Raw genomic sequence first — 22,597 nt, 5'->3', positions numbered from 1 at the left:
AATACCTAGCCGCCGTTCTTCATCAACCAATGCTTTTAATGCTTTTATAGAATCGAATATGTGGGGTACCTTCTAGGCTTCATCGATGATGAGCGGGGTGAATTGATGGCTACTTTTGTTTAATAGAAATTATTCTGGAGCGCGCTTTGCTCTTAGAGCGATTTCTTGCTTATCAAAAGTGAGATAGGTGCCCTACTGAGGATGGTGGACCACTCTTTCATTAAGAAGGTGCTTTTTCTACCTGTCAAGGAGCTAAGACTCCCAATACGGGAAACATCTTAGCACATTTTAGAAGAATCCTTTCAATATGCCGTTTCCCGATGATGCATCTTAAAGTACCTGCTTATTGAATTAATATTACAGGAACTTTAAAATGAGCACCATTAAGACCACTCACAACCATGCCCGCTACCAGAGGCCAAATCATAGTAATATTTACACCATAACTCACCAAATAAGCGGTTAAAAAGGAAGTGAGGCCAAAACACAATGCCATAATGCCGCCAGTGACGCCCATCACCCATCCTTGTTCGTTTTCGCTCACTTGAATTATAAAACAAGGAATAATTGATGAATAAACGACAGCGATTGAAATCTCTACGAACACCATTAAAATCTACAAATAAACAAAACCTCGTGGGTCAGGACAATTAAGGCTATAAAATAAAGCAGTCAAAAAAAACTGATGGTTATAACCGCTTTCAATCAAAATTGCTTTACAAAGTAATCGACTAAATAACCACAACCGATGCTAAAACTGATTCCCATATCAGCGAGCAGTAAGGAAACCTTTAAAGTGGTATTATATGTAGCAGTGTAAAATAAACATCGAAATGAAGGAAAAAAATTATTCCAGCCATAAATTATCACCAATAAAAACAATGGATAATTTTTGATTTTTTTCATGCTTGAGCCGAAATAAAAATATTTACTGCATAATGAAAATGAAATCGAATACGCACTTTCCCTGTCTGTTTGAAGGTTTCTTTAAACAGACAGCATAATAAAAATGCATTGAACAATGAAATTAAAGAAGAAAAATAAAGCGGTGTCGAAAATCCAAACCAACTTACAAAACGGCTATCTGACAGAACGCCTCCAATAATCGGGCCAATGATAAAGCCTAATGAGATTGATAAGTAAGATCAATCCAATATTTCGCGCTTTATGTTCCTCAGAACTGACATCCACAATCGCAGCTTGCACAATGGGCTGGCTACCTGCTGTAAAGGTGGCAATCACTCGTCCCAAGATTAAAAAGACCAAACTATGGATAACTACCGCAAAGGCCGACAATAAATAACTGAGAAACGATCCCATTAAGTAAATTAATAATGGTTTTCTGACCTATCGTATCAGAAAAATCTCCCTAAATCTAGCACACTATAAAAATACCCACGGTCATCAACCCATAAAAAATCTCGGGTGGCTACGAAGTCACTGCCGATAAAAAATCAGAATGCCTGTCGATGATGATGGCATTTAAAACGACGAGAAAAAGAAGACTCAAGCTCATCCCATCAATAGCACTCAGAACAAAGGGACCATAAGAGACCCTATGTTCAGAGCAATCCCAAAGCTTAAATCCAGTGTTTAACAAATTGGAAGACAGGACAAAATGCCTAATCAGAGTAAATGATTAATCCTTTAATCAAATTATTACAAAGAAAAAAAGCCGTTCCTTAGCTTCTTCATTATATCAATCATTAGATCTTGTTAGTTAGTTAGTTAGTTAGTTAGTTAGTTAGTTAGTTAGTTAAAAATTAGAGAAAATATAAATATCGCTATTATGAAGGTTATTCACTGCAGCAGCAAACGTACGGCAGTCATGGATAAGTCATAGATAATCCAGGGACACTGACCCGTGGTTCCATTATCATGTTCGTAAGTACAACTTACTCCATTTTTGTCCTCAATCTTAACAAGGCCATCGGCATTCCCATAAGGTGTTGTAATAACAATTGCTACCGTTTGGCGGTCCGGGATAGTACAAGGCCCGTTTTCAGGACAACCATTGTCAAATCTCACATCCCCCTGATAGGGGATTAGGTGAGTAAGAAACAACCCAAGAAGATTTAGAAATGTTCTTTATATAAAATTAACGCGTATAGTCGCCAAAACAGTTTTTTGAAGCAATAAAGCCATACTTGAGACAGCTAAAAAGGTCTAAACTCGAGTTAGTTTTTTAAACTTTGAAGTTAGTAACATTAAAATTTTTCCCATTAAATCTGGAAACTAGGAGTATGGCCACTATACTAACTGTTCATAAATTAGCCAACTTATTGACCGGTAGCGGTTCCCCGCTTGATCCCCCCTCATGGGATCAGAAACCAGCTCTACTTATATTTAGTTATAGTCTTTAGAGTTATATGAAAGCTTACGAATTCGACGGGTTATAGCAGACAATTAGTAGCCTCACTAGCCGAAGGGTCGATGAAATCGATCTAGGTAAGCATGCCTCCTTTGTAAGCTTGAAACTTGGGTAAACCCACTATCTTTTAGTAATTGTGCAGCGAAACGGTTACGCTGACCAGATTTGCAATAACAAACGATAAGTTTATCTTTCGGTAATATCGTTAGAAACGCGTTAAGTTCCTGTAACGGAATATGTTAGTCCGCCAATATGACAGATATCTCTTTCATAGAGTTCACGCATATCAATTAATATAAATAATATAAAATGTCTGAGTTTGATTTTTCTAACCACTGAGAGAGCTTTGTAACTTCTATTTCCTGAATTTGTCCCCGATCCTTGTCTTTTGGGAAAAGATCACTGACTGATTTACCCTCAACACAACACGGGCCGAGGATTTTTGAGTATAATAAATCTTTATATCCTTATCGATAAATCATCGATGGCTAGCAGTCGCCCGGATAGCATTTTTTCTTTGCTTAGTAAAATTTTTATAGCCTCGGTGGCTTGAATACCACCTAAAATTCCAGGCAATACACCTAGAACACCCCCTAATTCACAATTAGCAGTAAGTTCTTCTGAAGATGTTTCATATAAACAACGGTAAAATGGGCCATCTTGATAATTAAAGACGCTACATTGTCCCTGAAATTGATAAATACTGGCTGAAATTAATGGTTTTTTAAATTTAACGCAAACATCATTCAATAAATAATGGAAGCGATAATTATCCGTGCAATCGATAAAAATAATTTCAAAATCGTGCACTGTTTTTTCTGCATTATCTTCGCTTATAAAAGTTTCATAAGTAATTATTTGCAATGAAGGATTAAATCGTTCAAGGAAATATTTTGCTTGAATCGCTTTATGCTTGCCAACATCATTTAGGTGTAAAAATGACTTGTCGTTGAAAGTTCGATACTTCCACTTGATCGCCATCAATAATGCCCAAGGTGCCAATACCTGCCGCTGCTAAATATTGTAATACAGAAGAACCCAATCCCCCCCCCACAGCACGCACCAACACAGAGAATACGCGCATTTAAAAGTCGCGCTTGCCTTCCCTCCTGACCAATCAATGGCAAATGGCAAGGATAACGTTTAATATCAATAGGGGAGTTAACGCCATAAACCCTAATGTGCCTCATCCCAATTGCTGCCGACTCCAATATCAACCACCAGCGGCACCGAAAGGGAGGAAGCTTCTTCCATGGCTTTTTTGATTTTCGGAACCACATGATCGAGATCTTTTTCATCGACCTCAAAAACAAGCTCGTCGTGCACCTGCATGATCAAATGGGCGTTATCTGTATTATACTTGAGCCAATCATTAACTTTGATCATAGCGATTTTGATGATATCCGCCGCCGTGCCCTGCATAGGCGCATTAATCGCAGCACGTTCAGCAGCCCGACGGCGTTGAAGATTAGAAGCATTAATGTTGGGAAGGTACACACGTCGCCCGAACAAGGTTTCCACATAACCTTGTTCAGCAGCGATAGTGCGAATTTTCTGCATATATTCGTGGACTTTGGGATAGCGTTTAAAGTAAATATCGATGTACCCTTGGGCCAGCTCGCGCTCAATACCCAGTTGGCGCCCTAAAGCAAAACTCGACATGCCATACAACAATCCAAAATTAATTGCCTTGGCACGGCGGCGTTGCTCCAAAGTGACCTGTTCCAATGGCACTCCAAAAACTTCAGAGGCAGTGGCACTATGAATATCCCATTCTTTTTCGAATGCCTTAATTAACCCATGGTCTTGTGAAATATGGGCAATAATACGCAATTCCACTTGTGAATAATCTGCCGCCACGATACGAGCGCTCGAGGGTGCAATAAAAGCACGTCTGATTTTCCGGCCTTCGTCGGTACGAATAGGGATATTTTGCAAATTAGGGTTATTCGAAGATAAACGGCCTGTCGAAGTAACAGTCTGATTGTAGGACGTGTGTACTCGACCGGTTAATGAATTCACCTGCTCAGGTAGACGATCGGTATAAGTCGATTTTAATTTACTAAGGCTTCGGTGCTCCAAAATGATTTTCGGCAAGGGATAATCGAGCGCTAAATCTTGCAACACATTTTCCGCCGTCGAAGGCTGACCTCCAGGAGTTTTTTTAAATATGGGTAGTTTTAATTCTTTATAAAAAACGTTTTGTAATTGTTTAGGTGAACCTAGATTAAATTCTTGTCCCGCCAATTTGTAAGCTTCTTGTTCGAGCTGGTTAATGCGCTGTTTCAATCCATCGCTTTGTGAACGCAACATTTGGGCGTCAATTAATACGCCGTGCATTTCCATTTGCATTAAAATAGGCATGAGTGGCATTTCAATTGCGTTAAAAACTTTCTTTAATTTTTTTTCTTTTTCGATCAGTGGCATTAATCTATGATGCAATTGTAAGGTTACATCCGCATCTTCAGCTGCATAAGCCGATGCTTTATCAATGGAAACTAAATTAAAGTTAATTTGTTTAGCCCCTTTCCCCGCAACATCTTCAAATTTAATTGTTGAACGCCCGAGATAATGCAAAGCCAAAGTATCCAAATCATGTTGACTACTACTGCTATTTAAAATATAAGATTCCAGTTGAGTATCATACATTTTTGCTTTGATGTTTAATCCTTCTTTGGCTAGCACTTGACTGTCATATTTTAAATTCTGCCCAATAATTGTTTTTTTTGAATCGCCAATAATAGGTTTTAATTGTTGCAGGACCCAAGTTTTTTCGAGTTGAATCGGGGCGTTAGCATAACTATGGCCCACAGGAAGATAAGCCGCTTCATTAGGTTTAATGGCAAATGAAACTCCGACTAAACTCGCTTCTAAAGCAGAAGAGTTAGTAGTCTGTGTATGAAAAGCAAATTCTTGGGCGTTTATTAATTTCTTTGCCCATTTTTCAAAAGTTTTTTTGTCAGAGATAGTAATATAATTCGTGGCAGAAGGAGATCTAATCATTTCTTGCGCTAAAATTTCTGCGAGCCAGGATTTAAATTCGTAGGTAGTAAATAATTCAATTAATTTTTCGAGGTTTTTAGATCCTAATTTCAAATCCGTTGGCTTTTCTTCCAAAGGTAAATCGGAAATCACTGTAACCAATTGACGCATTAATGGTAATTCATGTAAATGAGCGCGAAGATTTTTTCCCACTTCACCTTTTATTTCGTGAGCCTGTTTTTGAATATTTTCAAGCGAGCTATATTCATTTAGCCATTTAACAGCAGTTTTAGGACCCACTTTGGGAATGCCAGGAATATTGTCGGTGTTATCTCCGGTTAAACTTAAATAATCAATAATTTTTTCAGGAGGAACACCGAATTTTTCTACCACGCCAGCAGGATTTAAAAGACGGTCTGTCATCGTGTTAACTAAAGTAACGTGATCATTGACGATTTGCGCTAAATCTTTATCGCCCGTAGAAACTAAAACCGACAATCCCTCTTCTTTAGCTTTCTTAGCTAAGGTAGCAATAACGTCATCAGCCTCATAACCAGCTTTAATTATGAGCGGAAACCCAAGCGCTTTGATAATTTCAAACAATGGTTTTATTTGCTGAGAAAGTTCACCCGGCATTTCTCGTCGATTCGCTTTATAGTCGCTATAGAGCTCATTGCGAAATGTTTTTCCTTTGGGGTCAAATATGACGGCGATATACTCGGGTTGATACTCCGTCATTAATTTTCGCAGCATATTGATGACTCCATACATCGCCCCCGTCGGATGCCCCTTGGTGGTGGTCAATGGTGGTAATGCATAGTAGGCTCGAAAGAGATAAGAGGAACCGTCCACCAGGATGAATGGTTTAGTAGTTTTATTGATCATAAGACCCCATCATAATCAGACCCCATCATAATCGGCTTGCCATAAAAGGCAACTTTATTTAAAAGGGAGAGCAAAGATTCTATGGATAGGAAGAGAATATCTTTTGTGGAAAACAAGCTCAGTACACGACAAATAAAAAATGGCCAAGAGAACCGAGTAGCCCGAAAAATTGGCTCATAATTACTTAATTTTATTCTTATATATGAGTTTTTAACGAAAAAATTAAGGTTTTTACTCATACGTGATGGACATAATAGGAGCTATTATTCATATTAAAGCTTTTGATAAATCTCATTCTGAAAATTTAGTTAAGTTAGCCAAGACCTACCCTCGCAGCAACAGGAGATGCCGCAAAAGAAAAGTTTAATTTTGTCGAAACTACCGAATCTGCAATCCTATAAACCCATGGATCAACAAAGGAATTTTTTTAAATTTATCCAAGCACTTCCTTCCCCCTATACCCGATTCCCAATTTTTATTAGGAATAGCTTACAACGCAGAGATTCCACCCAATTTAGGGAAGGGCTATTAATTCCTATGAGGCGGCTGCTAGCGAGGGACATACTACGGCCAAAACGAAGATGGGGTGCTATATGAGTTCGGAGAATGTGTTATCAAAAGATACCAAACTCGCCAAAAATCTTTAACTCGCTAAAAATCTTTATAGGAAAGCCGCTGAAGAGGGTAATCTGTAAGCTAAAAATAATTTGGCGTGTCTTCTCAGAAAGGAAAGCCAAGAAAAAACCTATCCCAAAGAAGCGATAGTCTATTTACAAGGACACTGCTTTATCCGGTTGTTCAAATGCCCAAATAATTTGGGTATTCACTTTAAATAATTTGGGTATTCACTTTAAAGAGCGCCGCTTGGTGCAAAAATCTGTTAAGAGCGGTGTTTCCAGAGCAATCGTTAATTTGGCTTTTATGGTTTAATAAGGGCGATGGCCGGAATGCAGGATTGGAAAGGAGCACGAAAACTTTTCAGAAAGCAGCAGAAATCGGTGATAGCAAAGGGTTGCAAAGGGTTGTATGGTTTGGGGGTGCGATGCTTCTGGCAGGAGAGGGTAGTCCATGGAATGTCGATCAAGGCAATGCATTAATGAAGTTGTGTCAGATTAGAGAAAATAACTAGGTGTACTCTCTTACCCGGCCGATTCGAAAGCTATCGAATTTATCATTGAACATTGGGTGAAATACGAACCTTTGTTTCTCAAGTTGGTAACTTTGGAAGAGAATAGAGCAGCCATTGGTCGGTACATTTCTCACCATTGACAGGAAACAACTCGGTGGTGGGATACTAATCTACAACAAGCTTCAATACTTTCGATGACGAGGGAAAGACTAAAACTCGCTGCACTTTCAAAAGATGTATCTCACACACACCAGAGCAGATTTTTTGGATTAAGACAGCGCCGGCGAACTCAATTGGAACCAGAATCAGAATCTTTGGCTTTAGAAAAGGTGGTTTTTGCCCGTAAATATAAATGTAGAATTCAGTTAGAATAATCTAAAATAAAAGACTAGGCTATAGAAACTCACTGCAATGCTTGTTTAAAAACTGTTAAGAAGGCTCTAAAACTGATAATATAGCCATAATCAGGTTGACTATTAAGGCTATGCTAAAAAGATCTATATCACCTTTTGCTTTGTTACTCACGTCCGTAAGTGCAATTTTGGGTTCAGGATGGTTATTTACTACTTATTACATTTCGGAACTAGCAGGCCCTTCTGCGATCTTTGCTTGGCTTATTGGTGGCATAGCTGCCATCCTTATTGCTTTTGTTTTTGCTGAGCTTTGCGCCATGTTGCCAATTACCGGGGCCAGTATTCGTATTCCCCACTACACACATGGCACTATAGTAAGTTTTCTTTTTTCGTGGATAATCTGGCTGTCCTACGCCTCATTAGCCTCCACGGAAGTTCAGGCGGTCCTGCAATATTTAAACTATTTCTTTCCCTCCTTAGTTCACAGCGATGGTGGTTTAACCATCTATGGTTATTTTTTAGCTTCGGTGTTAATGATAACGATTTCAGCAATTAATATTTTTTCCTTACGTTGGTTATTGCGGTTTAACAGCGCATTAACCATTTTAAAAATTGCCATCCCCACAGTGGTGGCCGTAGTTATTTTAGCGTTATATTTTGCTCCTTCTCGGCTTATTCACCCTGCTCATACCGCTTTCATGCCTTACGGGACGCACGGCATATTTGCGGCAGTCACTACGGGCGGCATCGTTTTTGCTTTCAATGGATTTAAACAAGCCTGTGAAATGGCTGGGGAGGCCCAAAATCCTTCCCGTGCTTTACCTTTTGCCATTATTGGATCTGTAGTGATTTGTTTGATCATTTATCTTTTGCTACAATTTGCTTTTCTATCTTCGCTTCTACCCATTAATTTAGCCCATGGCTGGGCACACCTAAACCTGCAAGACGGCACAAGCCCTATTACCGCGATTGTGCATCAAGGACATTTAGATGTTCTGCTTCCTCTATTGTACCTAGGAGCAGTCATTGGGCCATTAACCGCCGCATTGATGTACACCAGTAGTGGAGCACGCGCGTTGTATGGCATGAGTAAAAACCGCCACATTCCTCTTTTATTTCAACACCTAACTACTCAAGGAAACCCTTCAATTGCTATCATTGCTAATTTTGTTTTAGGAATGTGCCTCTTTGCACCACTACCAGGATGGAATCGTATGATAGCCTTCCTCACCTCGCTAATGGCATTAACCTATGGCGTTGCTCCTATTTGCTTGCTAGCCTTACGCCAACAACTACCTAACCATTCCCGGCCATTTAAATTACCTGCTGTGACATTATGGGCTGCAGGGGCATTTTACATCTGTACCCTTCTTACTTACTGGAGTGGATGGATGATTATTTCTAAGCTTGGACTTGCTTTACTCATTGGACTTGCTGTGCTGATTCTTCACCGTTATTTTATCGAGCCCGATAAGCGATTTGCTTTCCATTGGCGAGCATCTATATGGGTATGGCCTTATTTTCTAGGGATTGCTTTGATTTCCTATCTCGGCAATTTTGGTGGAGGGAAGGGGATTATTACTTTCGGCTGGGATTTTGTTGTCATTGGTGTATTTTGTATTTTCACTTTCTGGCTGGCAATAAAATTTAAATTGCCTTCCGAACTCACTCAACGTTTTCTTCAAGATCCCGAATTCGATCAGCCCCTACGGGAGCGAGAACCAAGTGGAATACCAGAACCCACATCAGAACCCACATTCATTGACCATCACTGAGATCATGACCCCTGAAAAGGTAAATTTTTCTGGTAATATTCACGGGGGATACATTCTTAAATTAATTGATCAGACCGCTTATGCTTGCGCAGCACGCTATAGCGGACATTATGTTGTAACGCTATCCGTTGATGGGGTGCTTTTTAAACAACCCATTTACGTCGGTGAATTGGTAACATGTTATGCAAACGTCAATTATGTAGGCCGTTCTTCAATGGAAGTCGGCATTAAAATTATCGCCGAAAATCTCACCACCGGTGAAAAGCGTCACACGAATTCTTGTTATGTCACAATGGTCGCTGTCAATAAAAATTTAAAACCCATAGAAATAAAACCATTAACAATTAATAATGAAATCGAACAACGACGTTTCGAAGAAGCAAAAATGAGACGTCAAATGCGTCTTTCTTTAGAAAGAGCCCACTCCATCCGAAAAAATAAAAAATAATTTATTGCAAAGAAACGATTTCCCAAAGCAGAGGGGTACTATTTTTCCCCCTTCTCTGTGCGTAGAGTTAGGAGAAACGAAAAGAGGAAGAGGTAGGTGAGGTTAGTCTTTAAAAGAAGGAGGTTAGATTTGCATCTCAGTCTAGTAGAATCACCTCATGCGTCGTCTACACGAGTTAATTTTTGGAAAGCCACGCGGGGGGGGAACCCCATCCTATGAAGAAAGAAACGTGTTGGCACATCCCTTTAATCGCGTTTCTTGCATGGATCGGGCTTGGGAGGCCGACGGGCTTTCTTCGTCTTACTATGGTCCAGAACAGTCCTTTTTTTATACACTGGGTCGTCATACTCACTTATTAGCCCTCTTTCTTACAGCCGCAACTGCTATGACCGTTTTCTTAATCGTACTGGCATACAACCAAGTGATTAAATTATTCCCTAATGGGGGGGGTTATAAAGTAGCAACTCAGTTATATAGGTCCTTATTCGAGGCTAGTATCCGGCGCAGCTCTAATTATCGATTACATTTTGACAATTGCTATTTCTATCACAGCAGGAACTGACGCGATTTTTAGTTTATTACCTGTCCATTATCAATCCTATAAACTTATTGCAGAGCCTCTTATTCTCTTATTGCTTTTAATATTAAATTTTACATGGCACGAAAGAAAAGAATTAATAAAAATTGAGAATGTTTACTCAATACTTTTATAATTTCATCTTCATAAGCGCGGGCGAAGTTGACATTGGAAGTTTTGGTAGTGATGCAACGCTGACTAAATTAAAAGAACAAACTCACGCCACACTTGATTATCTTGTTAAATATTCACAAATGCAAAGCATCGCTACCGAATCTTATCGAGGTTTTGCCACCAATGTTGTGGAACAAATTTCAAAAATTTCAGAAAAGGTAAGTAAAAAATTCCCGAAGGCAATTTATTTTGCTTCTAGTTATGTTTATCCCAATGAAAACTAGTTAACTCGCTTATTACACACTGATCTGGCCGGAATCATCCAACGGCGGTTTTATACGATGGGTGCCAAGATGTTGATTTTGAGTTTAAAATTGAAAGCCTAAGGATAGTCTGATCCAGTTAGCGTCGCGGAACTTCTATATTAATTACTCTCCACGTAAGGTTTCAATGGGATCTAGTTTCGAAGCCTGATCAGGATAAAATCCAGAAACGACACCTACCAAACACTGATACCAAAAAGCCTAAAATCGGAGGAAAAATTAGAATGAGAATGCTCCAACCTCTTGCCAATGCAAGAGCGGTAGCAATAGTAATACCGATTATAATTTCCAGAACACCAGAAAAAAATAGTTAAAATAATCGATTCAATTAAAAACATTCGCCGCATATTAGCGCGTCGAGCACTGATAGCCATACGAATGCTAATTTCGCGACACCGCTCAATAACAGAAACGTACATAATATTCATTACACCGATACCACCTACTAATAGCAATACTGCCAATGGACCCTAAAAACCCAAGTGAATGTCTCTTGTTGCTTTTGCATAATGCCAATAATTTGATTAGGGCTTCTAAAAGTAACTTTTAGTTGAGGATATAATTCATTCATTTTCAGCGAAATAATATATTATTGATTTGGATATCCTTACTTAAAAAATAACAAACTTCCAAGGGAATAATCACTCCTTTATTAATCTCCGCGGACAAAAACCAATTTGGCTGCCAAGGTTTTGTTACTCCAATAATTTTAAAAACAAAGCTTCGAAGCAAAATTTGATGCCCAATAGGGTTTGAAATGCCTTTATCAAGAAAATCTTTAGCCAAATCACTTCCAATAACACAAAAAAAACTATGAAGATCTAAATTAAGAAACGAAATGGCCTTTATCAACTTCAATTTTACTACCTCTATCAACAAATTGTTGTGGCCCCTAAAACCTGACCCTCTGTTTGATTTCCTTTGATAATAGAAGGTATAGAAAGAAAGGTTGTAGGGGGCTAATCAGGGCGATTTGATTGGAGTCTTTCTGGATTTCAGGTATTGTATTAATCTTAACCTGAGAGGTTCCATCAGTTTGACTTTGGCCTGGTAGCGGTTGAATATCCATCGCTAAATAATTCACTGGGCTTATGATGATAAAATTGAGCCATACCCACTTTTTCTAAAGCAGTCAGCACGCGTTTTCCAATTTCACGTCGGTTGAGATTACGATAAGTTAAGCGCAAACTTACATTACTCAGCGCATTCAAGCGAGTTAACAAAAAAATAACTGAAAAATAAAGCCAATGCTTCGATTCCGAAAATCTGCTCGTTGATTATGGGTTAATTCAGATACATTTTTTGTATTTAAATAATATTCACCCGTCGTAGGGCGATCCAACAACCCTAAGATATTCATCATGGTGGTCTTTCCCGAGCTAGATGACCCTACAATTCCAACCAGTTCTTTCCCTTTCGATGGAAAAATTAATTCCCTTTGATGCTTCATACCGATTAGTACCAAACTGATAAATTTTAGTGACATTTTTAAATTTAATCATGAATCACCACTTTATCGCCAGGTTCAACGCCTTCAAGAATAATTATCCCCGTCAATGTGGGTGTCTCCGGGGACGACGGGAATGTCTTTTTCTCTCCAGTTTTAGGATCCAAAATAGTAACTAAGCTTTGGCCATTTTTTTTGAAACACTGCTTGAATAGGCAATAGAATATGGGCGTGGTTTTTAACATCGATTTCGACGTTCATAGTCATTCCAACATGAATAACGTCTCTTTCTTTTTCACTAACGTTCGAAATTTTGATTTCAATATTGAACATGCTAAGCGCTCCTTGGCCAGCGGTTTTTTGAGGGTTGGTCTGCTGAGTGACAGAAGTTACAACACCCTCAAGAGTGATTCCCAGAAAAGTATCTCCCGTTACAATGGCTTTTAATCCCGGTTGCAGTCGATTGATGTTAATTTCGCTAACCGGCAAAGTCATCGTAAATCCTGATAAATTTCCGATGGATAACAATAATTGACCTCACTTTACTTCCGTTTCCACGGTCAATTTCCCATTTCCATCTTTATCGTCGTTATCAGTTTTTACAGGGAAAAGTGCAAAACCCCTCCCAGGCGCTTTTACTTCGATATGCTGGAATTGTTTTTGCATTATCTGCGCAACAGCCAAAGTATCAATGATACTTAATCGTTCAATCGTTTTTGGGATCGATATTGACTTTCTCACAGTATTTTTTCTAACTCGAAGCGAGCTTGATAAAAGTTTTAAGACGTTGGTTTAATGTTGACTTCGATCCATTCGAAATTCATCATCATGAATAATACACGCTTCATGAAACGCTTGAGTCCCCACAAAGGATTTGATACTGGTTTCACAGGTGTTTTTCGCTTGAAGGTATTTAGTAACTGCATTACGATAATTTTCATGGAGATAATGCGCTTGTAAAATATAGTTTCATTACACTCGGCTGCATGGTGGCTGTAATAACAAGTGGCTGAGCATTTTCATCTGCCTTTTTTATTCTTTTTTACAAGCACCCAAAAAAGTGCCATCATAAGTATGAAACAAAACTTCCATTTAAATAGAGATCGATTTCTCATTATCAGTACACCTCAAGGTAATTCCCCATTTATTCAACTTTACCCCTAACGTTTGATTTAAGGTAGTAATAGAATTCAAAAATTGAATTTGTGCAGCTACTAAATTAGTTTGTTATTTCAGTAGCTCATCTTGCAATTGATTTACTTCAAACACTGTTGTTTTTTACATTTACATATTTCAATTTAAGCTCGGCATCTCAAACAGTTTGTGCTTGCAATTCAACCACTTACCGAGCAACGATAAATTTGCTGATATTGATTATCCAGATGATTAATTTTGTTTGTTATATTGCGAACCAGCTGTTCCCATTGCTTTTCTAAAGAATGATTTTGCTTGTTCCAGCACAATTCGTGCGTCGATGATCTGCTTCTGCGCTTTAACATTATCTATCGATATATTTAATGTGAACCAAAAACTAGGTCCTTTGCCTCCTGAAGTAATCGTGCCAAGACTCGGGTAATGGTTGTAGGAATAAATGTGGAGCCTGCATTTTGACCGATGGTTGTGCTGGGCACTTAAATCAAGCTGCCAACGCGCCTCGTTTTTAGCTGTAATTACTGCCAGTTTGATAGCCCGCAAGCGAATTACTAGGGTTTGGTACTCAATATTGTTTAATAACGCCAAACGAATAGTAACATTCCAAAGAGGGAATGTGATAAAACGTGGGCTCCATGCAGGTATCAATTTAGACTCTGAATTCTGATACAAAACCAAACGATTGTAAAAAGGTTTGATAATCAGTATCAAAGCCACTTTCTTTCTGCATCATCGACAAACGCGTCGATTCTAAATTTGCCTCTTGTTGCAACAAATCACTAGGAGCTACTTTTCCTGCTCGCACTTGTAAGCGAGTTTGCCTTACAGTTTCTTAGGCACGCAATACTATTCGCTTTTGGATGGCCAAATTATTATATCCTCGACCAAAGCACGATAACTATTGATCACGGCGACCACTACGGTAATCACACTATTTTTAAAAGTTAATTTCGCTATTTTCTCATCGTTGACGGTATTGGCTAAATTAATCGTGTTATACGCCCAACCCACCCCTTTTAAGGGCTGATCATAAGTTAACGTGACATCGCGCCGACACCACCGCGAAATGCATTTCCATAAGTGGCTTCTAATTGCGTGCCTATGGGAGTTTTTACTGTTAACGTAGGGCCAAAATGGTATAACTGGGTTTAATACCTTTGCTATAATTTGCGGTCCCACCTAATTTATATTTATATATAAGGTTAAAATTCATTTCGTGCAACTTCAAGAGCAAATTTATCTACTACCCGCTGTTTCGCTACTAATGAGATCGGCATTGTTTCGAAGAGCAAGTAAAATCGCTTCTTTTAAGCTTAAATGCTTGAGTCAGCGCGGTAACACTCAAGGAAAAGGCAGTGGCTCTCACGCTGCATTAGGAAGGACTTCTCCATTTCCTTCTATCATATTGACTTCAGGGGAACGTAAAGGAAAGTTGGACATAGCTGCTAATTCCTATTACTAGGAGCATTATAAAAAGTCCTATAGAAAAAGCTTTTTTCATCAGAACATCTAGCTATGCCTGGTTGCAACAGCTATACATTCTAACTCATTGAAGAGAAAGATAGCTAACCCGTATATGATTTTATGGTTGAATTCAAGGAGTCTTCCTTGATAGTCTTCAAAGATGATCACCATTCTCGCTGACGACCGTATTCCCTTTGTTACCGAATTATTTGGAGGCTATGGCAAATTGCTTTTAAGGCCGGGCAGTAATATCAAAAAAAGTGATTTAAGCAGAGTCAACGTTTTATTGACGCGGTCGATAACTCAGGTCAATGCTACTTTATTAAAAGGAACCCCCATTGAGTTTGTAGGCAGCACAACCGCAGGATTTGATCATATTGATCATGAATGGTTAGCAAAACAACTTATCTCATGGTCTTATGCTCCTGGAGCTAATGCAGTGTCGGTCGCAGAATACGTACTCCACTGCATCGCTTTTTTGCGGAAAAAAGGTTTATTGCCTCAAGGGTCGATAAACGCCGCTGTCGTTGGAGTCGGCCATCTGGGTAAAATCGTTTCCAATCGTTTGAAAAAAATAGGCTTTTCTGTTTTCCATAATGATCCACCCCGGGCCATTTCTGAAAAAGAATTCATCTCTATCCCATTAGAATCACTTACGGAAATGGACCTTATTTGTTTACATACACCTCTAACCAACGCTGGCGAGTTTCCTACCTATCATTTAATCCATGATGCCTTGTTAAAAAGATTAAAACCCGGCTGCGTTTTATTAAATGCAGGACGCGGCGCAGTGGTAGACAATCAAGCTTTATTAAAACAGAAGCATATCGTAGCCTGTTTGGATGTATGGGAAAACGAACCTGATGTTAATTTAGCTTTATTGGAAAAAGTGACTATCGCTACGCCGCATATTGCGGGTTACAGTAAAGAAGCAAAATTGCATGCATCGCTGATGATTTATGAAGCCTTTCTACAACATTTTCAGCTAATAGATATCCATCGCTTTAAAGAGCTGCAACAATTACCAGAAAAAACGATGGTTAATATTCGGGAATGTCGTACCGTCGAAGATGTTCTGTTAAAAATCTACGATCCCAGTAGAGAAACTCAAACTATGCGCGAGTTATTGATAAATAATCAAGATCAGTTTGAAAACTTACGCCGTCGTTATCTGTTGCGTCCGGAATTTTCTGCTATCCAATTAACTCCCTCACCGGATCCAAAACTAAAAAAAATTCTTCAACAATGGGGATTTTCTTTTGATTAAAAAGAAGAGACCGCAAACCAAGCGGCCTCTTCGAAAATGCCAAACTCAATGCTTAGAAAGCGCGGATGCAGCGGACGGCATCAGTTTCGCCTTTTCCTGTCGTGGCAACTTATGCTCCCATCAAAGAAAAAGATATCGTAAACGGTCGTCGCTGAAGTTTCGGTGGAACTCCAATATTCCAGTACTAGTATTGAACCCTGCAGCCACATCTCTTTGTTGATACAATTGTGAAAGCTCTCATATCGAAGGTAAATACCAGTCCCCATAGCAAATCTCCCCCGTATCAGGATGACTTCCCTCGGGAGTACAAGGAGTGGTACCATTCCCCCCCCCTATACCGCAAAGCTGGAGCAAAAGAAAAAGGACAGCTGAATCAGCCGAATCATTCACAGCAGCTTGGCAGGCCAACTGCTAAGGAGGTATTCATCTCACCAGCCCTTGCCTGCCCCATTCCCATTAGCCAGAGTTAATAGAGTTCCCCCATCTAATATCCTCTCAAGGTCTATCAGCGCACTTAGCAACAAGTCCATGCTGTCCGGAAGAAAATCCACCAAAAAAACTATACCACCCAAAGACTGCTGTCCCACTGTATAAGTGGGTGGGAGGATCCACCCATTGCATATCAAAATTACTATTACTAGTTTTTACCAATATTTGGCCAGACGTTCCGCCTGGCGCCACACCCAGGGCCTGTAGCCCCAGTTTCTCCCTGAGGTCTTTGTAATCCTTGGGTGGGGGCCTCGAGGAGCTACTAGGATCCAGAGACTACAATTGTTGAATCCGGTTCTCTAAATATTGAGTTGAAGCCGGATTCACTGCATAACTAATTCCTATTCGAGTTAGGAGCGGTAAGGGAGCGGTAAGGTAATCAAAAGCCAAGAAATTTTTTTATAATAAAGTTTTTTTATAATGCTGTCCTTATTTTCAATCAGGTGTTACACCATCATCGTCAATCCGAACAAACACCCCGTGCCGCACTGGAATGTGATCAACATGACCTGTTGTCGCGCCATCGGCATTAATCCAGAAATTCTGATTACCCCCAAAAATCGCTTGATACATCAAATTTAAATTCGCCGGCTCATTGAGCCAAAAACCAAAACCTACCATGAAACTTCTCCTGCTAATTCTAACTCGCTTGGGATGCTATCACGATCCACAAAATCCCAACATCCGTAAGCAACCCCCCTTTTTTTTTAATTTCACAAACAGGCAAGAGCTACCAAAACGCCCCGATCTTAATGTGAGCAAGAAATCCAACATTGGTTTTACGATGGAGTTAATAGGCAACCCCCATTTATCTGGAGCAATTTCCGGTGCCACTAGGCGCATAGTATTTCCATTTTGAACGCCCACTTCCCATCTAAAATTGAACTGATCTCCCGTTAGAAAATCTGGACCAATCACAAAGTGATAGACAGGTGTTTGTCCGTCACTACGAAACATATCCTGATATACCGTATAACCCAGACTCTAGTTACCATCCAAGGATTGTAAACCACGACATCGGATCCACCACCCGCATACGTTAGTGGACAAAGGGAGTAGGGTCGTTAATGCCACTACAGCAAGGAAAGAAATTCTCCTTTAAAAAAATAGCTCAAATCCATCAGCCTATCCTTTTCCTACAAAGTTAATAACCATTCGATTCTATAAAAACTTCTCAGACTAAACAACAATTTTTTGATTCATTGAATTTTTTTTGCTCCACTTATTGAGCAAACAGTTAACCCGCAGGAGGAGGAAAGAAAAGATGGTTATTTTATTTATAATAATTCTTTGGAGTAGGAATAACATTTTTAGCCTAGGCAATACCAAAAAGTACTGATAAAATGTTTCCTTTTTAGGACCTTACTCGAGCGTAAAAGGATTTTCTTATGATCCGCTTTATTTTCTGTTTCTGTCTTCTATTCTCTTTTATTTGGTAATTTTTAATAAAATCACGGTCTGAGGAGGAGGAGGCTATGAAGAAGTAGAATATTTTCCGATACCTCCTGTTTATTCCGTTTTTTATTTTGAAGGGCAATCTGGATATACACTCCCGGACTGGAAAGAAAATTTACCTTACCAAGTTTTTGTAGGAATTATTCAAGGAGGCGCTCCGCCCTTCGGCGATTTTAAAAATGGCAAAGATGGATTTACGGCAGGATTTACTCTTGGATATAAATGGAACCGCTTTATTGCCGCTGAAATTGGTTGGAATCATTTACCCAAAATGCGTTATTTCGTTCCCCACCCTTGGATCGTCAGTCCCACCGGAGGAATTTCAGTCCCACTGGAGGAATTATTAAAGAAATTTCATGGAATGTTTATAATGTTTATATTGCCCTCAAGTCTATAATTCCTATTTACCATAATTTTTATCGCTCTAGAAAATTCGGCGCGACAGGAATTGATATTTGAACCAAATTTAATTTCACTCCCGCTAGCCAATTACCTCTCAGCGGTGATTTTTGGACGCCTTTATTTCCCCCGTCGGATTGAAATATTATTTCAATTGGAATTGGTATTGGTCCGTGAATCTTCAATATCTTCACTTTAACGGCTATGGTCGCAGACCCTCTTAAATAGCTTTTTCCATAACTTACCTTTGCCGCATTCAGACTTATTTACGATTAGGAATAGGCTACAAGCTGACTCATTAAAGAGTTTAGGGGGTAGTAACATTTTTAGAATGCCCTCTTAGATTGTCTCTTGTGGATCCACATCCAAAGACCACCGGACTTTTGCACGCTGACTGGAAAGCAAAGCGATCAATTGATTTAACACCTTACGCAAGCCAATGCGATGTTTGGATTGAAAAAGTAATTGATAGCGGTAACGTCCTGCTTTACGCTCCATACTGGCAGGAACGGGCCCTAAAATATCCACGCCGCTGTTAACCAGAATTTTTTGTTTTATTTCTGATAAAAATTCGGAAGGAGGCCCAGGTTTTTGGGATTCAGCACGTAATATACTTAAATAAGAAAAAGGAGGCAGTTGAGCAGCTTCGCGTTCTTTTAATAAGACTTCTGCAAACATAGCGTACCCTTCTTTTAATAAAAGAGTAAACAGAGGATTTGTAGGATGATGAGTTTGAATAAATACCTCCCCCTGTTGTTCTGCACGACCTGCACGGCCAGCTACTTGAATTAACAACTGTCCCATCCGTTCCGCGGCACGAAAATCAGCACTGTACAAACCACTGTCGGCATCCACAATTGCTACCAAAGTTAAATGAGGAAAATGATGACCTTTAGCGATCATTTTTGTGCCAATTAAAATTGGTGCTTTTCGGTTGTGAATTAAATTCAATTTTTCTTCCATGCTATTTTTAGTGCGCGTACTATCGCGATCCATACGCACGATGTCATAATTGGGAAACCGTTTTTGTAAAACCGCTTCTAATTGTTCTGTACCTAAACCAAAATCGATTAATTCTTGATGCTTACATTGAGGACAAACGGGGGGGATTTTTTTATTAGAACCACAGTGGTGACAGTAAAGTCGCGGAGGTTGATAGTGAAAAGTTAATCGCGCATCACAACGATTACAATGCATTATCCAGCCGCAACCATGACACATCAAAGTAGGCGCGTAACCACGGCGATTTAAAAATAATAAAACTTGGCCGTTACTTTTAATATGGTTTTCGATGGTAATTAATAATTCATCGCTCATTCCAGCTATTAATTGCTTTTGACGTAAATCGGTTATTGTCACACGAGGCAAAGAAGCCTTCCCCGCCCGGTAGGGTAACCGCAATAATTTATAACGTTCGCGTTTAACGTTATAAAAACTTTCTAACGAAGGAGTTGCAGAACCAAGCACAACGGGAATATTTTCAAACTGGCCACGTATTACGGCCAAATCACGTGCAGAATAACGAAAAGCGGATTGTTGTTTAAAAGAAGTGTCGTGCTCTTCGTCTAAAATAATAATGCCAAGGTTAAGAAGGGGAGTAAAAATAGCTGAGCGAGTACCAATAATAATTTTAGCTACACCTTTCTTAGCCATAAGCCACGCTTGCGCACGTTTTTTATCCGCTAAGTTAGAATGCAAAACAGCGATGGGCACATTAAATCGTTCACGAAATCGCTTTACAGTTTGGGGCGTTAATCCAATTTCTGGAACCAGTACCAGTGCTTGTTTTCGCTGCTTAATTAACGATTCAATGGAATGCAAATAAACTTCAGTTTTGCCGCTTCCAGTAATTCCTGAAAGCAAAAAGGTCTGAAAATTTTGATTACTAACAATTTCTGTAACCGCATTTTTCTGATAGGGATTTAAATCTAACGGAGAATGCGGAATATACGAACCTCCGTCCTCGCTAATTTCAGTAACCCGTTTCCCTTGGCGAAAAATCCGCGGTAGGGCACCTAGGATAACTTCACCAATCGGATAATAATAATATTCACTCGCCCATTGAAATAATTTAAGTAAAGGCGGTGGAATAAGCGGTTCATCGTCGAGGATTGCCTGGATAAGCTTAAGACGCGCAGAGGGAAAAGAAGAATAAGGTTTTACTCCCATTAACACCCCTACGCAGTCTTGCCGACCAAAAGGAATTTTTAAACGAATGCCAGGCTGTAATTTTGCACTCTTAAACGAGGTAGGTGCTAAATAATCAAAACACTGATATAACGGCGTTGGTACAGCAACTTGCAAGATCATTGACATGAACATATGATAACGCTTGCGATGCTAACCACAAGAGACCCTTATGGCAACCTATAGTACAAACGAGTTCCGTGGTGGATTAAAAGTCATGGTCGATGGAGATCCTTGCAGCATCATTGAGAATGAATTCGTTAAACCCGGCAAAGGTCAGGCTTTTAATCGTGTTAAATTCCGTAACTTGAAGACTGGCCGGGTATTGGAACACACTTTTAAGTCTGGTGAAACTCTGCCCGCTGCCAACGTGGTCGAAGTAGAAATGCAATATTTATACAACAATGGAGGGTTTTGGCATTTCATGGTGTCGGAAACTTACGAACAATACGCTGCTTCGTCTGAAATCGTAGGGGATACGAAACAATGGCTCAAAGAAGAAGCGCTATGCACCGTAACTATGTGGAACGGCTCCCCTTTATCGGTTGATCCCCCCAATTTCGTGGAATTAAAAATCATTGAAACAGAACCTGGAGTTCGTGGCGATACAGCCACTGGTGGTACAAAACGTGCGAAACTTGAAAGTGGCGCTGTGGTACGCGTTCCATTGTTTTTGAATGAAGGCGAAGTAATTAAAATCGATACCCGTCGTGGAGAATACGTTTCCCGGGCGAAATAATCCAAACCTTCGGCATCATTCGAGCAAAGAAAAAGGAAAAAAATAAATCTTTTCCAGCTCATTCAAATAAAATTAATGTTTGATTTAAACTGGCGACCAACTGCTTCCCTTATAAATCAACAACTCCGTGCAAAATTGTACTCCAATATTCGGCAGTTTTTCGCCGAGCGAGACGTTCTAGAAGTTGAAACTCCACTCTTATCCCAACACACCGTAACTGATATTCATATTGAAAGCTTCCAAACAGCTTATTACAACCATAAAGAAAAACGCCATTATTATCTACAAACCTCTCCGGAATATGCCATGAAGCGGCTTCTCGCTAATGGGAGTGGAGCGATTTATCAAATATGTAAAGCTTTTCGTAATGGTGAGACAGGCTCTCAACATAATCCTGAGTTTACTTTATTGGAATGGTATAGACCCAGTTTTAGTCATCACGATTTGATGAACGAAATGGATGAATTATTGCAATTTACGCTCCACACAAAAAAATCTGTCCGAAAAACTTATTCCGAATTATTTTCAGAACATCTATCGATTAACCCATTTCGAGTTTCATTAAAGGAATTGCAGTCTCTAGCTCGACAATTTTCGCTCGAAAATGTCAATGATTATAATGATCAGGACATTTTATTGCAGTTTCTGTTCACTCATGCTTTCGAAGCAAAAATTGGATTTGGTCAACCCTTATTTGTTTATGATTTTCCGGCCTCCCAATCAACCTTAGCTAAAATCCACCCAGAAAACTCAAATGTCGCTTTACGATTCGAATTGTATATTGAGGGGGTAGAATGCGCAAATGGCTTTGAAGAATTAACCGATGCCCAAGAACAACGTTACCGCTTTGAACAGGATATTTTAAAGCGCCAAAAGAAAGGGCTTTTCGAAATTGAGATCGATCATCGCTTTCTTGCCTCACTAGAAACTGGGTTACCTCCTTGTGCGGGGGTTGCTTTAGGCTTAGATCGATTACTCATGGTTAAAACAAAAGCCCAACAAATTAAGGAGGTGATCACCTTCCCAGCGGATATTGCTTAG

24 protein-coding genes and 1 pseudogene are annotated in these 22,597 nt (G+C 39.5%); 7 read left to right on the top strand and 18 right to left on the bottom strand.

The genetic code is table 11. The features are described from left to right. Window positions 1-343: 343 nt before the first annotated feature. The 7 genes from CleRt_RS00715 to polA form a co-directional block, all read right to left on the bottom strand. Complete coding sequence (locus tag CleRt_RS00715; RefSeq protein ID WP_048874819.1) at window positions 344-610, bottom strand: hypothetical protein; 267 nt, start codon at window positions 608-610, stop codon at window positions 344-346. A gap of 470 nt (window positions 611-1,080) precedes the next feature. Then, window positions 1,081-1,320 carry a hypothetical protein gene (locus tag CleRt_RS00705; protein ID WP_048874817.1) on the bottom strand — a complete coding sequence of 80 codons (240 nt, stop codon included), beginning with the start codon at window positions 1,318-1,320 and terminating at the stop codon, window positions 1,081-1,083. Between the two features lie 480 nt (window positions 1,321-1,800). Next, complete coding sequence (locus tag CleRt_RS00700) at window positions 1,801-2,028, bottom strand: hypothetical protein (RefSeq protein ID WP_157870757.1); 228 nt, start codon at window positions 2,026-2,028, stop codon at window positions 1,801-1,803. A 390-nt stretch (window positions 2,029-2,418) separates the two neighbouring features. After that, window positions 2,419-2,607, bottom strand: a complete 189-nt coding sequence (locus tag CleRt_RS11110; protein ID WP_371440282.1) for a rhodanese-like domain-containing protein — start codon at window positions 2,605-2,607, stop codon at window positions 2,419-2,421. A gap of 223 nt (window positions 2,608-2,830) precedes the next feature. Beyond that, window positions 2,831-3,352 carry a HesA/MoeB/ThiF family protein gene (locus CleRt_RS11105; protein ID WP_306686719.1) on the bottom strand — a complete coding sequence of 174 codons (522 nt, stop codon included), beginning with the start codon at window positions 3,350-3,352 and terminating at the stop codon, window positions 2,831-2,833. Further along, window positions 3,294-3,455, bottom strand: coding sequence for a HesA/MoeB/ThiF family protein (locus tag CleRt_RS12855; RefSeq protein WP_306686717.1), 162 nt, complete (start codon window positions 3,453-3,455; stop codon window positions 3,294-3,296). The genes CleRt_RS11105 and CleRt_RS12855 overlap by 59 nt, the downstream gene beginning before the upstream one ends. A gap of 92 nt (window positions 3,456-3,547) precedes the next feature. Continuing rightward, window positions 3,548-6,238, bottom strand: coding sequence for a DNA polymerase I (polA, locus tag CleRt_RS00690; RefSeq protein WP_048874815.1), 2,691 nt, complete (start codon window positions 6,236-6,238; stop codon window positions 3,548-3,550). 889 nt (window positions 6,239-7,127) lie between these two features. Here polA and CleRt_RS00680 point away from each other — a divergent pair. The 4 genes and pseudogenes from CleRt_RS00680 (at window position 7,128) to CleRt_RS08675 (ending at window position 11,020) form a co-directional block, all read left to right on the top strand. Then, a complete protein-coding gene (locus tag CleRt_RS00680) occupies window positions 7,128-7,367 on the top strand; it encodes a hypothetical protein (RefSeq protein WP_048874813.1) in 240 nt (79 codons plus the stop codon). Window positions 7,368-7,851: 484 nt separating this feature from the next. Continuing rightward, window positions 7,852-9,495, top strand: a complete 1,644-nt coding sequence (locus tag CleRt_RS00675; RefSeq protein ID WP_082160491.1) for an APC family permease — start codon at window positions 7,852-7,854, stop codon at window positions 9,493-9,495. A gap of 4 nt (window positions 9,496-9,499) precedes the next feature. Beyond that, complete coding sequence (locus CleRt_RS00670) at window positions 9,500-9,943, top strand: acyl-CoA thioesterase (RefSeq protein ID WP_048875746.1); 444 nt, start codon at window positions 9,500-9,502, stop codon at window positions 9,941-9,943. A 157-nt stretch (window positions 9,944-10,100) separates the two neighbouring features. Beyond that, window positions 10,101-11,020 (top strand): annotated as a pseudogene (locus CleRt_RS08675) (hypothetical protein). Window positions 11,021-11,133: 113 nt separating this feature from the next. Here CleRt_RS08675 and CleRt_RS09655 read toward each other — a convergent pair. From CleRt_RS09655 to CleRt_RS11090, 7 genes are all read right to left on the bottom strand, one after another. Further along, the gene (locus tag CleRt_RS09655) at window positions 11,134-11,421 is read right to left on the bottom strand and encodes an FtsX-like permease family protein (RefSeq protein ID WP_053097811.1); all 288 of its coding nucleotides are present in this window, start codon (window positions 11,419-11,421) and stop codon (window positions 11,134-11,136) included. Between the two features lie 109 nt (window positions 11,422-11,530). Further along, window positions 11,531-11,815 carry an ABC transporter permease gene (locus CleRt_RS09650; RefSeq protein ID WP_157870756.1) on the bottom strand — a complete coding sequence of 95 codons (285 nt, stop codon included), beginning with the start codon at window positions 11,813-11,815 and terminating at the stop codon, window positions 11,531-11,533. Between the two features lie 173 nt (window positions 11,816-11,988). Next, entirely contained in the window at window positions 11,989-12,180 is a 192-nt protein-coding gene (locus CleRt_RS11100; RefSeq protein WP_235379105.1) for a P-loop NTPase family protein, read from the bottom strand. Next, complete coding sequence (locus CleRt_RS11095) at window positions 12,174-12,320, bottom strand: ATP-binding cassette domain-containing protein (protein WP_235379104.1); 147 nt, start codon at window positions 12,318-12,320, stop codon at window positions 12,174-12,176. The genes CleRt_RS11100 and CleRt_RS11095 overlap by 7 nt, the downstream gene beginning before the upstream one ends. Before the next feature lie 240 nt (window positions 12,321-12,560). Then, window positions 12,561-12,932, bottom strand: a complete 372-nt coding sequence (locus tag CleRt_RS09645; RefSeq protein ID WP_157870755.1) for an HlyD family secretion protein — start codon at window positions 12,930-12,932, stop codon at window positions 12,561-12,563. 9 nt (window positions 12,933-12,941) lie between these two features. Then, window positions 12,942-13,145: a hypothetical protein gene (locus tag CleRt_RS09640; protein WP_157870754.1), complete on the bottom strand. Its 204-nt coding sequence runs from the start codon at window positions 13,143-13,145 to the stop codon at window positions 12,942-12,944. Between the two features lie 645 nt (window positions 13,146-13,790). Next, complete coding sequence (locus tag CleRt_RS11090; protein WP_235379103.1) at window positions 13,791-14,273, bottom strand: hypothetical protein; 483 nt, start codon at window positions 14,271-14,273, stop codon at window positions 13,791-13,793. Between the two features lie 907 nt (window positions 14,274-15,180). Here CleRt_RS11090 and CleRt_RS00635 point away from each other — a divergent pair. Next, entirely contained in the window at window positions 15,181-16,287 is a 1,107-nt protein-coding gene (locus CleRt_RS00635) for a 4-phosphoerythronate dehydrogenase (RefSeq protein ID WP_048874810.1), read from the top strand. 495 nt (window positions 16,288-16,782) lie between these two features. Here CleRt_RS00635 and CleRt_RS09635 read toward each other — a convergent pair whose 3' ends face one another. The 4 genes from CleRt_RS09635 to CleRt_RS00615 all read right to left on the bottom strand — a co-directional run bounded on the left by CleRt_RS09635 (window position 16,783) and on the right by CleRt_RS00615 (window position 20,952). Next, window positions 16,783-16,938: a hypothetical protein gene (locus tag CleRt_RS09635; RefSeq protein ID WP_157870753.1), complete on the bottom strand. Its 156-nt coding sequence runs from the start codon at window positions 16,936-16,938 to the stop codon at window positions 16,783-16,785. Window positions 16,939-17,211: 273 nt separating this feature from the next. Then, window positions 17,212-17,397, bottom strand: a complete 186-nt coding sequence (locus CleRt_RS00630; protein ID WP_048874809.1) for a hypothetical protein — start codon at window positions 17,395-17,397, stop codon at window positions 17,212-17,214. A 39-nt stretch (window positions 17,398-17,436) separates the two neighbouring features. Beyond that, window positions 17,437-17,733 carry a hypothetical protein gene (locus CleRt_RS00625; protein ID WP_048874808.1) on the bottom strand — a complete coding sequence of 99 codons (297 nt, stop codon included), beginning with the start codon at window positions 17,731-17,733 and terminating at the stop codon, window positions 17,437-17,439. A 1,236-nt stretch (window positions 17,734-18,969) separates the two neighbouring features. Then, window positions 18,970-20,952, bottom strand: coding sequence for a primosomal protein N' (locus CleRt_RS00615; protein WP_235379102.1), 1,983 nt, complete (start codon window positions 20,950-20,952; stop codon window positions 18,970-18,972). A 37-nt stretch (window positions 20,953-20,989) separates the two neighbouring features. Between CleRt_RS00615 and efp the strand changes: the two genes are divergently transcribed. Next, window positions 20,990-21,556, top strand: coding sequence for an elongation factor P (efp, locus tag CleRt_RS00610; protein WP_048874805.1), 567 nt, complete (start codon window positions 20,990-20,992; stop codon window positions 21,554-21,556). Between the two features lie 75 nt (window positions 21,557-21,631). Next, window positions 21,632-22,597, top strand: coding sequence for an elongation factor P--(R)-beta-lysine ligase (epmA, locus tag CleRt_RS00605; RefSeq protein WP_048874804.1), 966 nt, complete (start codon window positions 21,632-21,634; stop codon window positions 22,595-22,597).

Source organism: Candidatus Coxiella mudrowiae, from assembly GCA_001077715.1.
Classification (GTDB): Bacteria; Pseudomonadota; Gammaproteobacteria; order Coxiellales; family Coxiellaceae; genus Coxiella; species Coxiella mudrowiae.
The sequence above is the reverse complement of the archived record's forward strand: the minus strand, read 5'-3'. Positions and strand labels throughout refer to the sequence as shown.

Bases quoted from the DNA above. Each gene is read 5' to 3' on its own strand.
- CleRt_RS00670 (WP_048875746.1), top strand. From the start codon at position 9,500: ATGACCCCTGAAAAGGTAAATTTTTCTGGTAATATTCACGGGGGATAC.
- CleRt_RS00635 (WP_048874810.1), top strand. From the start codon at position 15,181: ATGATCACCATTCTCGCTGACGACCGTATTCCCTTTGTTACCGAATTA.
- CleRt_RS12855 (WP_306686717.1), bottom strand. From the start codon at position 3,455: ATGCGCGTATTCTCTGTGTTGGTGCGTGCTGTGGGGGGGGGATTGGGT.
- CleRt_RS11095 (WP_235379104.1), bottom strand. From the start codon at position 12,320: ATGATGAATATCTTAGGGTTGTTGGATCGCCCTACGACGGGTGAATAT.
- polA (WP_048874815.1), bottom strand. From the start codon at position 6,238: ATGATCAATAAAACTACTAAACCATTCATCCTGGTGGACGGTTCCTCT.
- CleRt_RS00625 (WP_048874808.1), bottom strand. From the start codon at position 17,733: ATGTTTCGTAGTGACGGACAAACACCTGTCTATCACTTTGTGATTGGT.
- efp (WP_048874805.1), top strand. From the start codon at position 20,990: ATGGCAACCTATAGTACAAACGAGTTCCGTGGTGGATTAAAAGTCATG.
- CleRt_RS00715 (WP_048874819.1), bottom strand. From the start codon at position 610: ATGGTGTTCGTAGAGATTTCAATCGCTGTCGTTTATTCATCAATTATT.
- CleRt_RS00675 (WP_082160491.1), top strand. From the start codon at position 7,852: ATGCTAAAAAGATCTATATCACCTTTTGCTTTGTTACTCACGTCCGTA.
- CleRt_RS00705 (WP_048874817.1), bottom strand. From the start codon at position 1,320: ATGGGATCGTTTCTCAGTTATTTATTGTCGGCCTTTGCGGTAGTTATC.
- CleRt_RS00630 (WP_048874809.1), bottom strand. From the start codon at position 17,397: ATGGTAGGTTTTGGTTTTTGGCTCAATGAGCCGGCGAATTTAAATTTG.
- CleRt_RS11105 (WP_306686719.1), bottom strand. From the start codon at position 3,352: ATGGCGATCAAGTGGAAGTATCGAACTTTCAACGACAAGTCATTTTTA.
- CleRt_RS00615 (WP_235379102.1), bottom strand. From the start codon at position 20,952: ATGTTCATGTCAATGATCTTGCAAGTTGCTGTACCAACGCCGTTATAT.
- epmA (WP_048874804.1), top strand. From the start codon at position 21,632: ATGTTTGATTTAAACTGGCGACCAACTGCTTCCCTTATAAATCAACAA.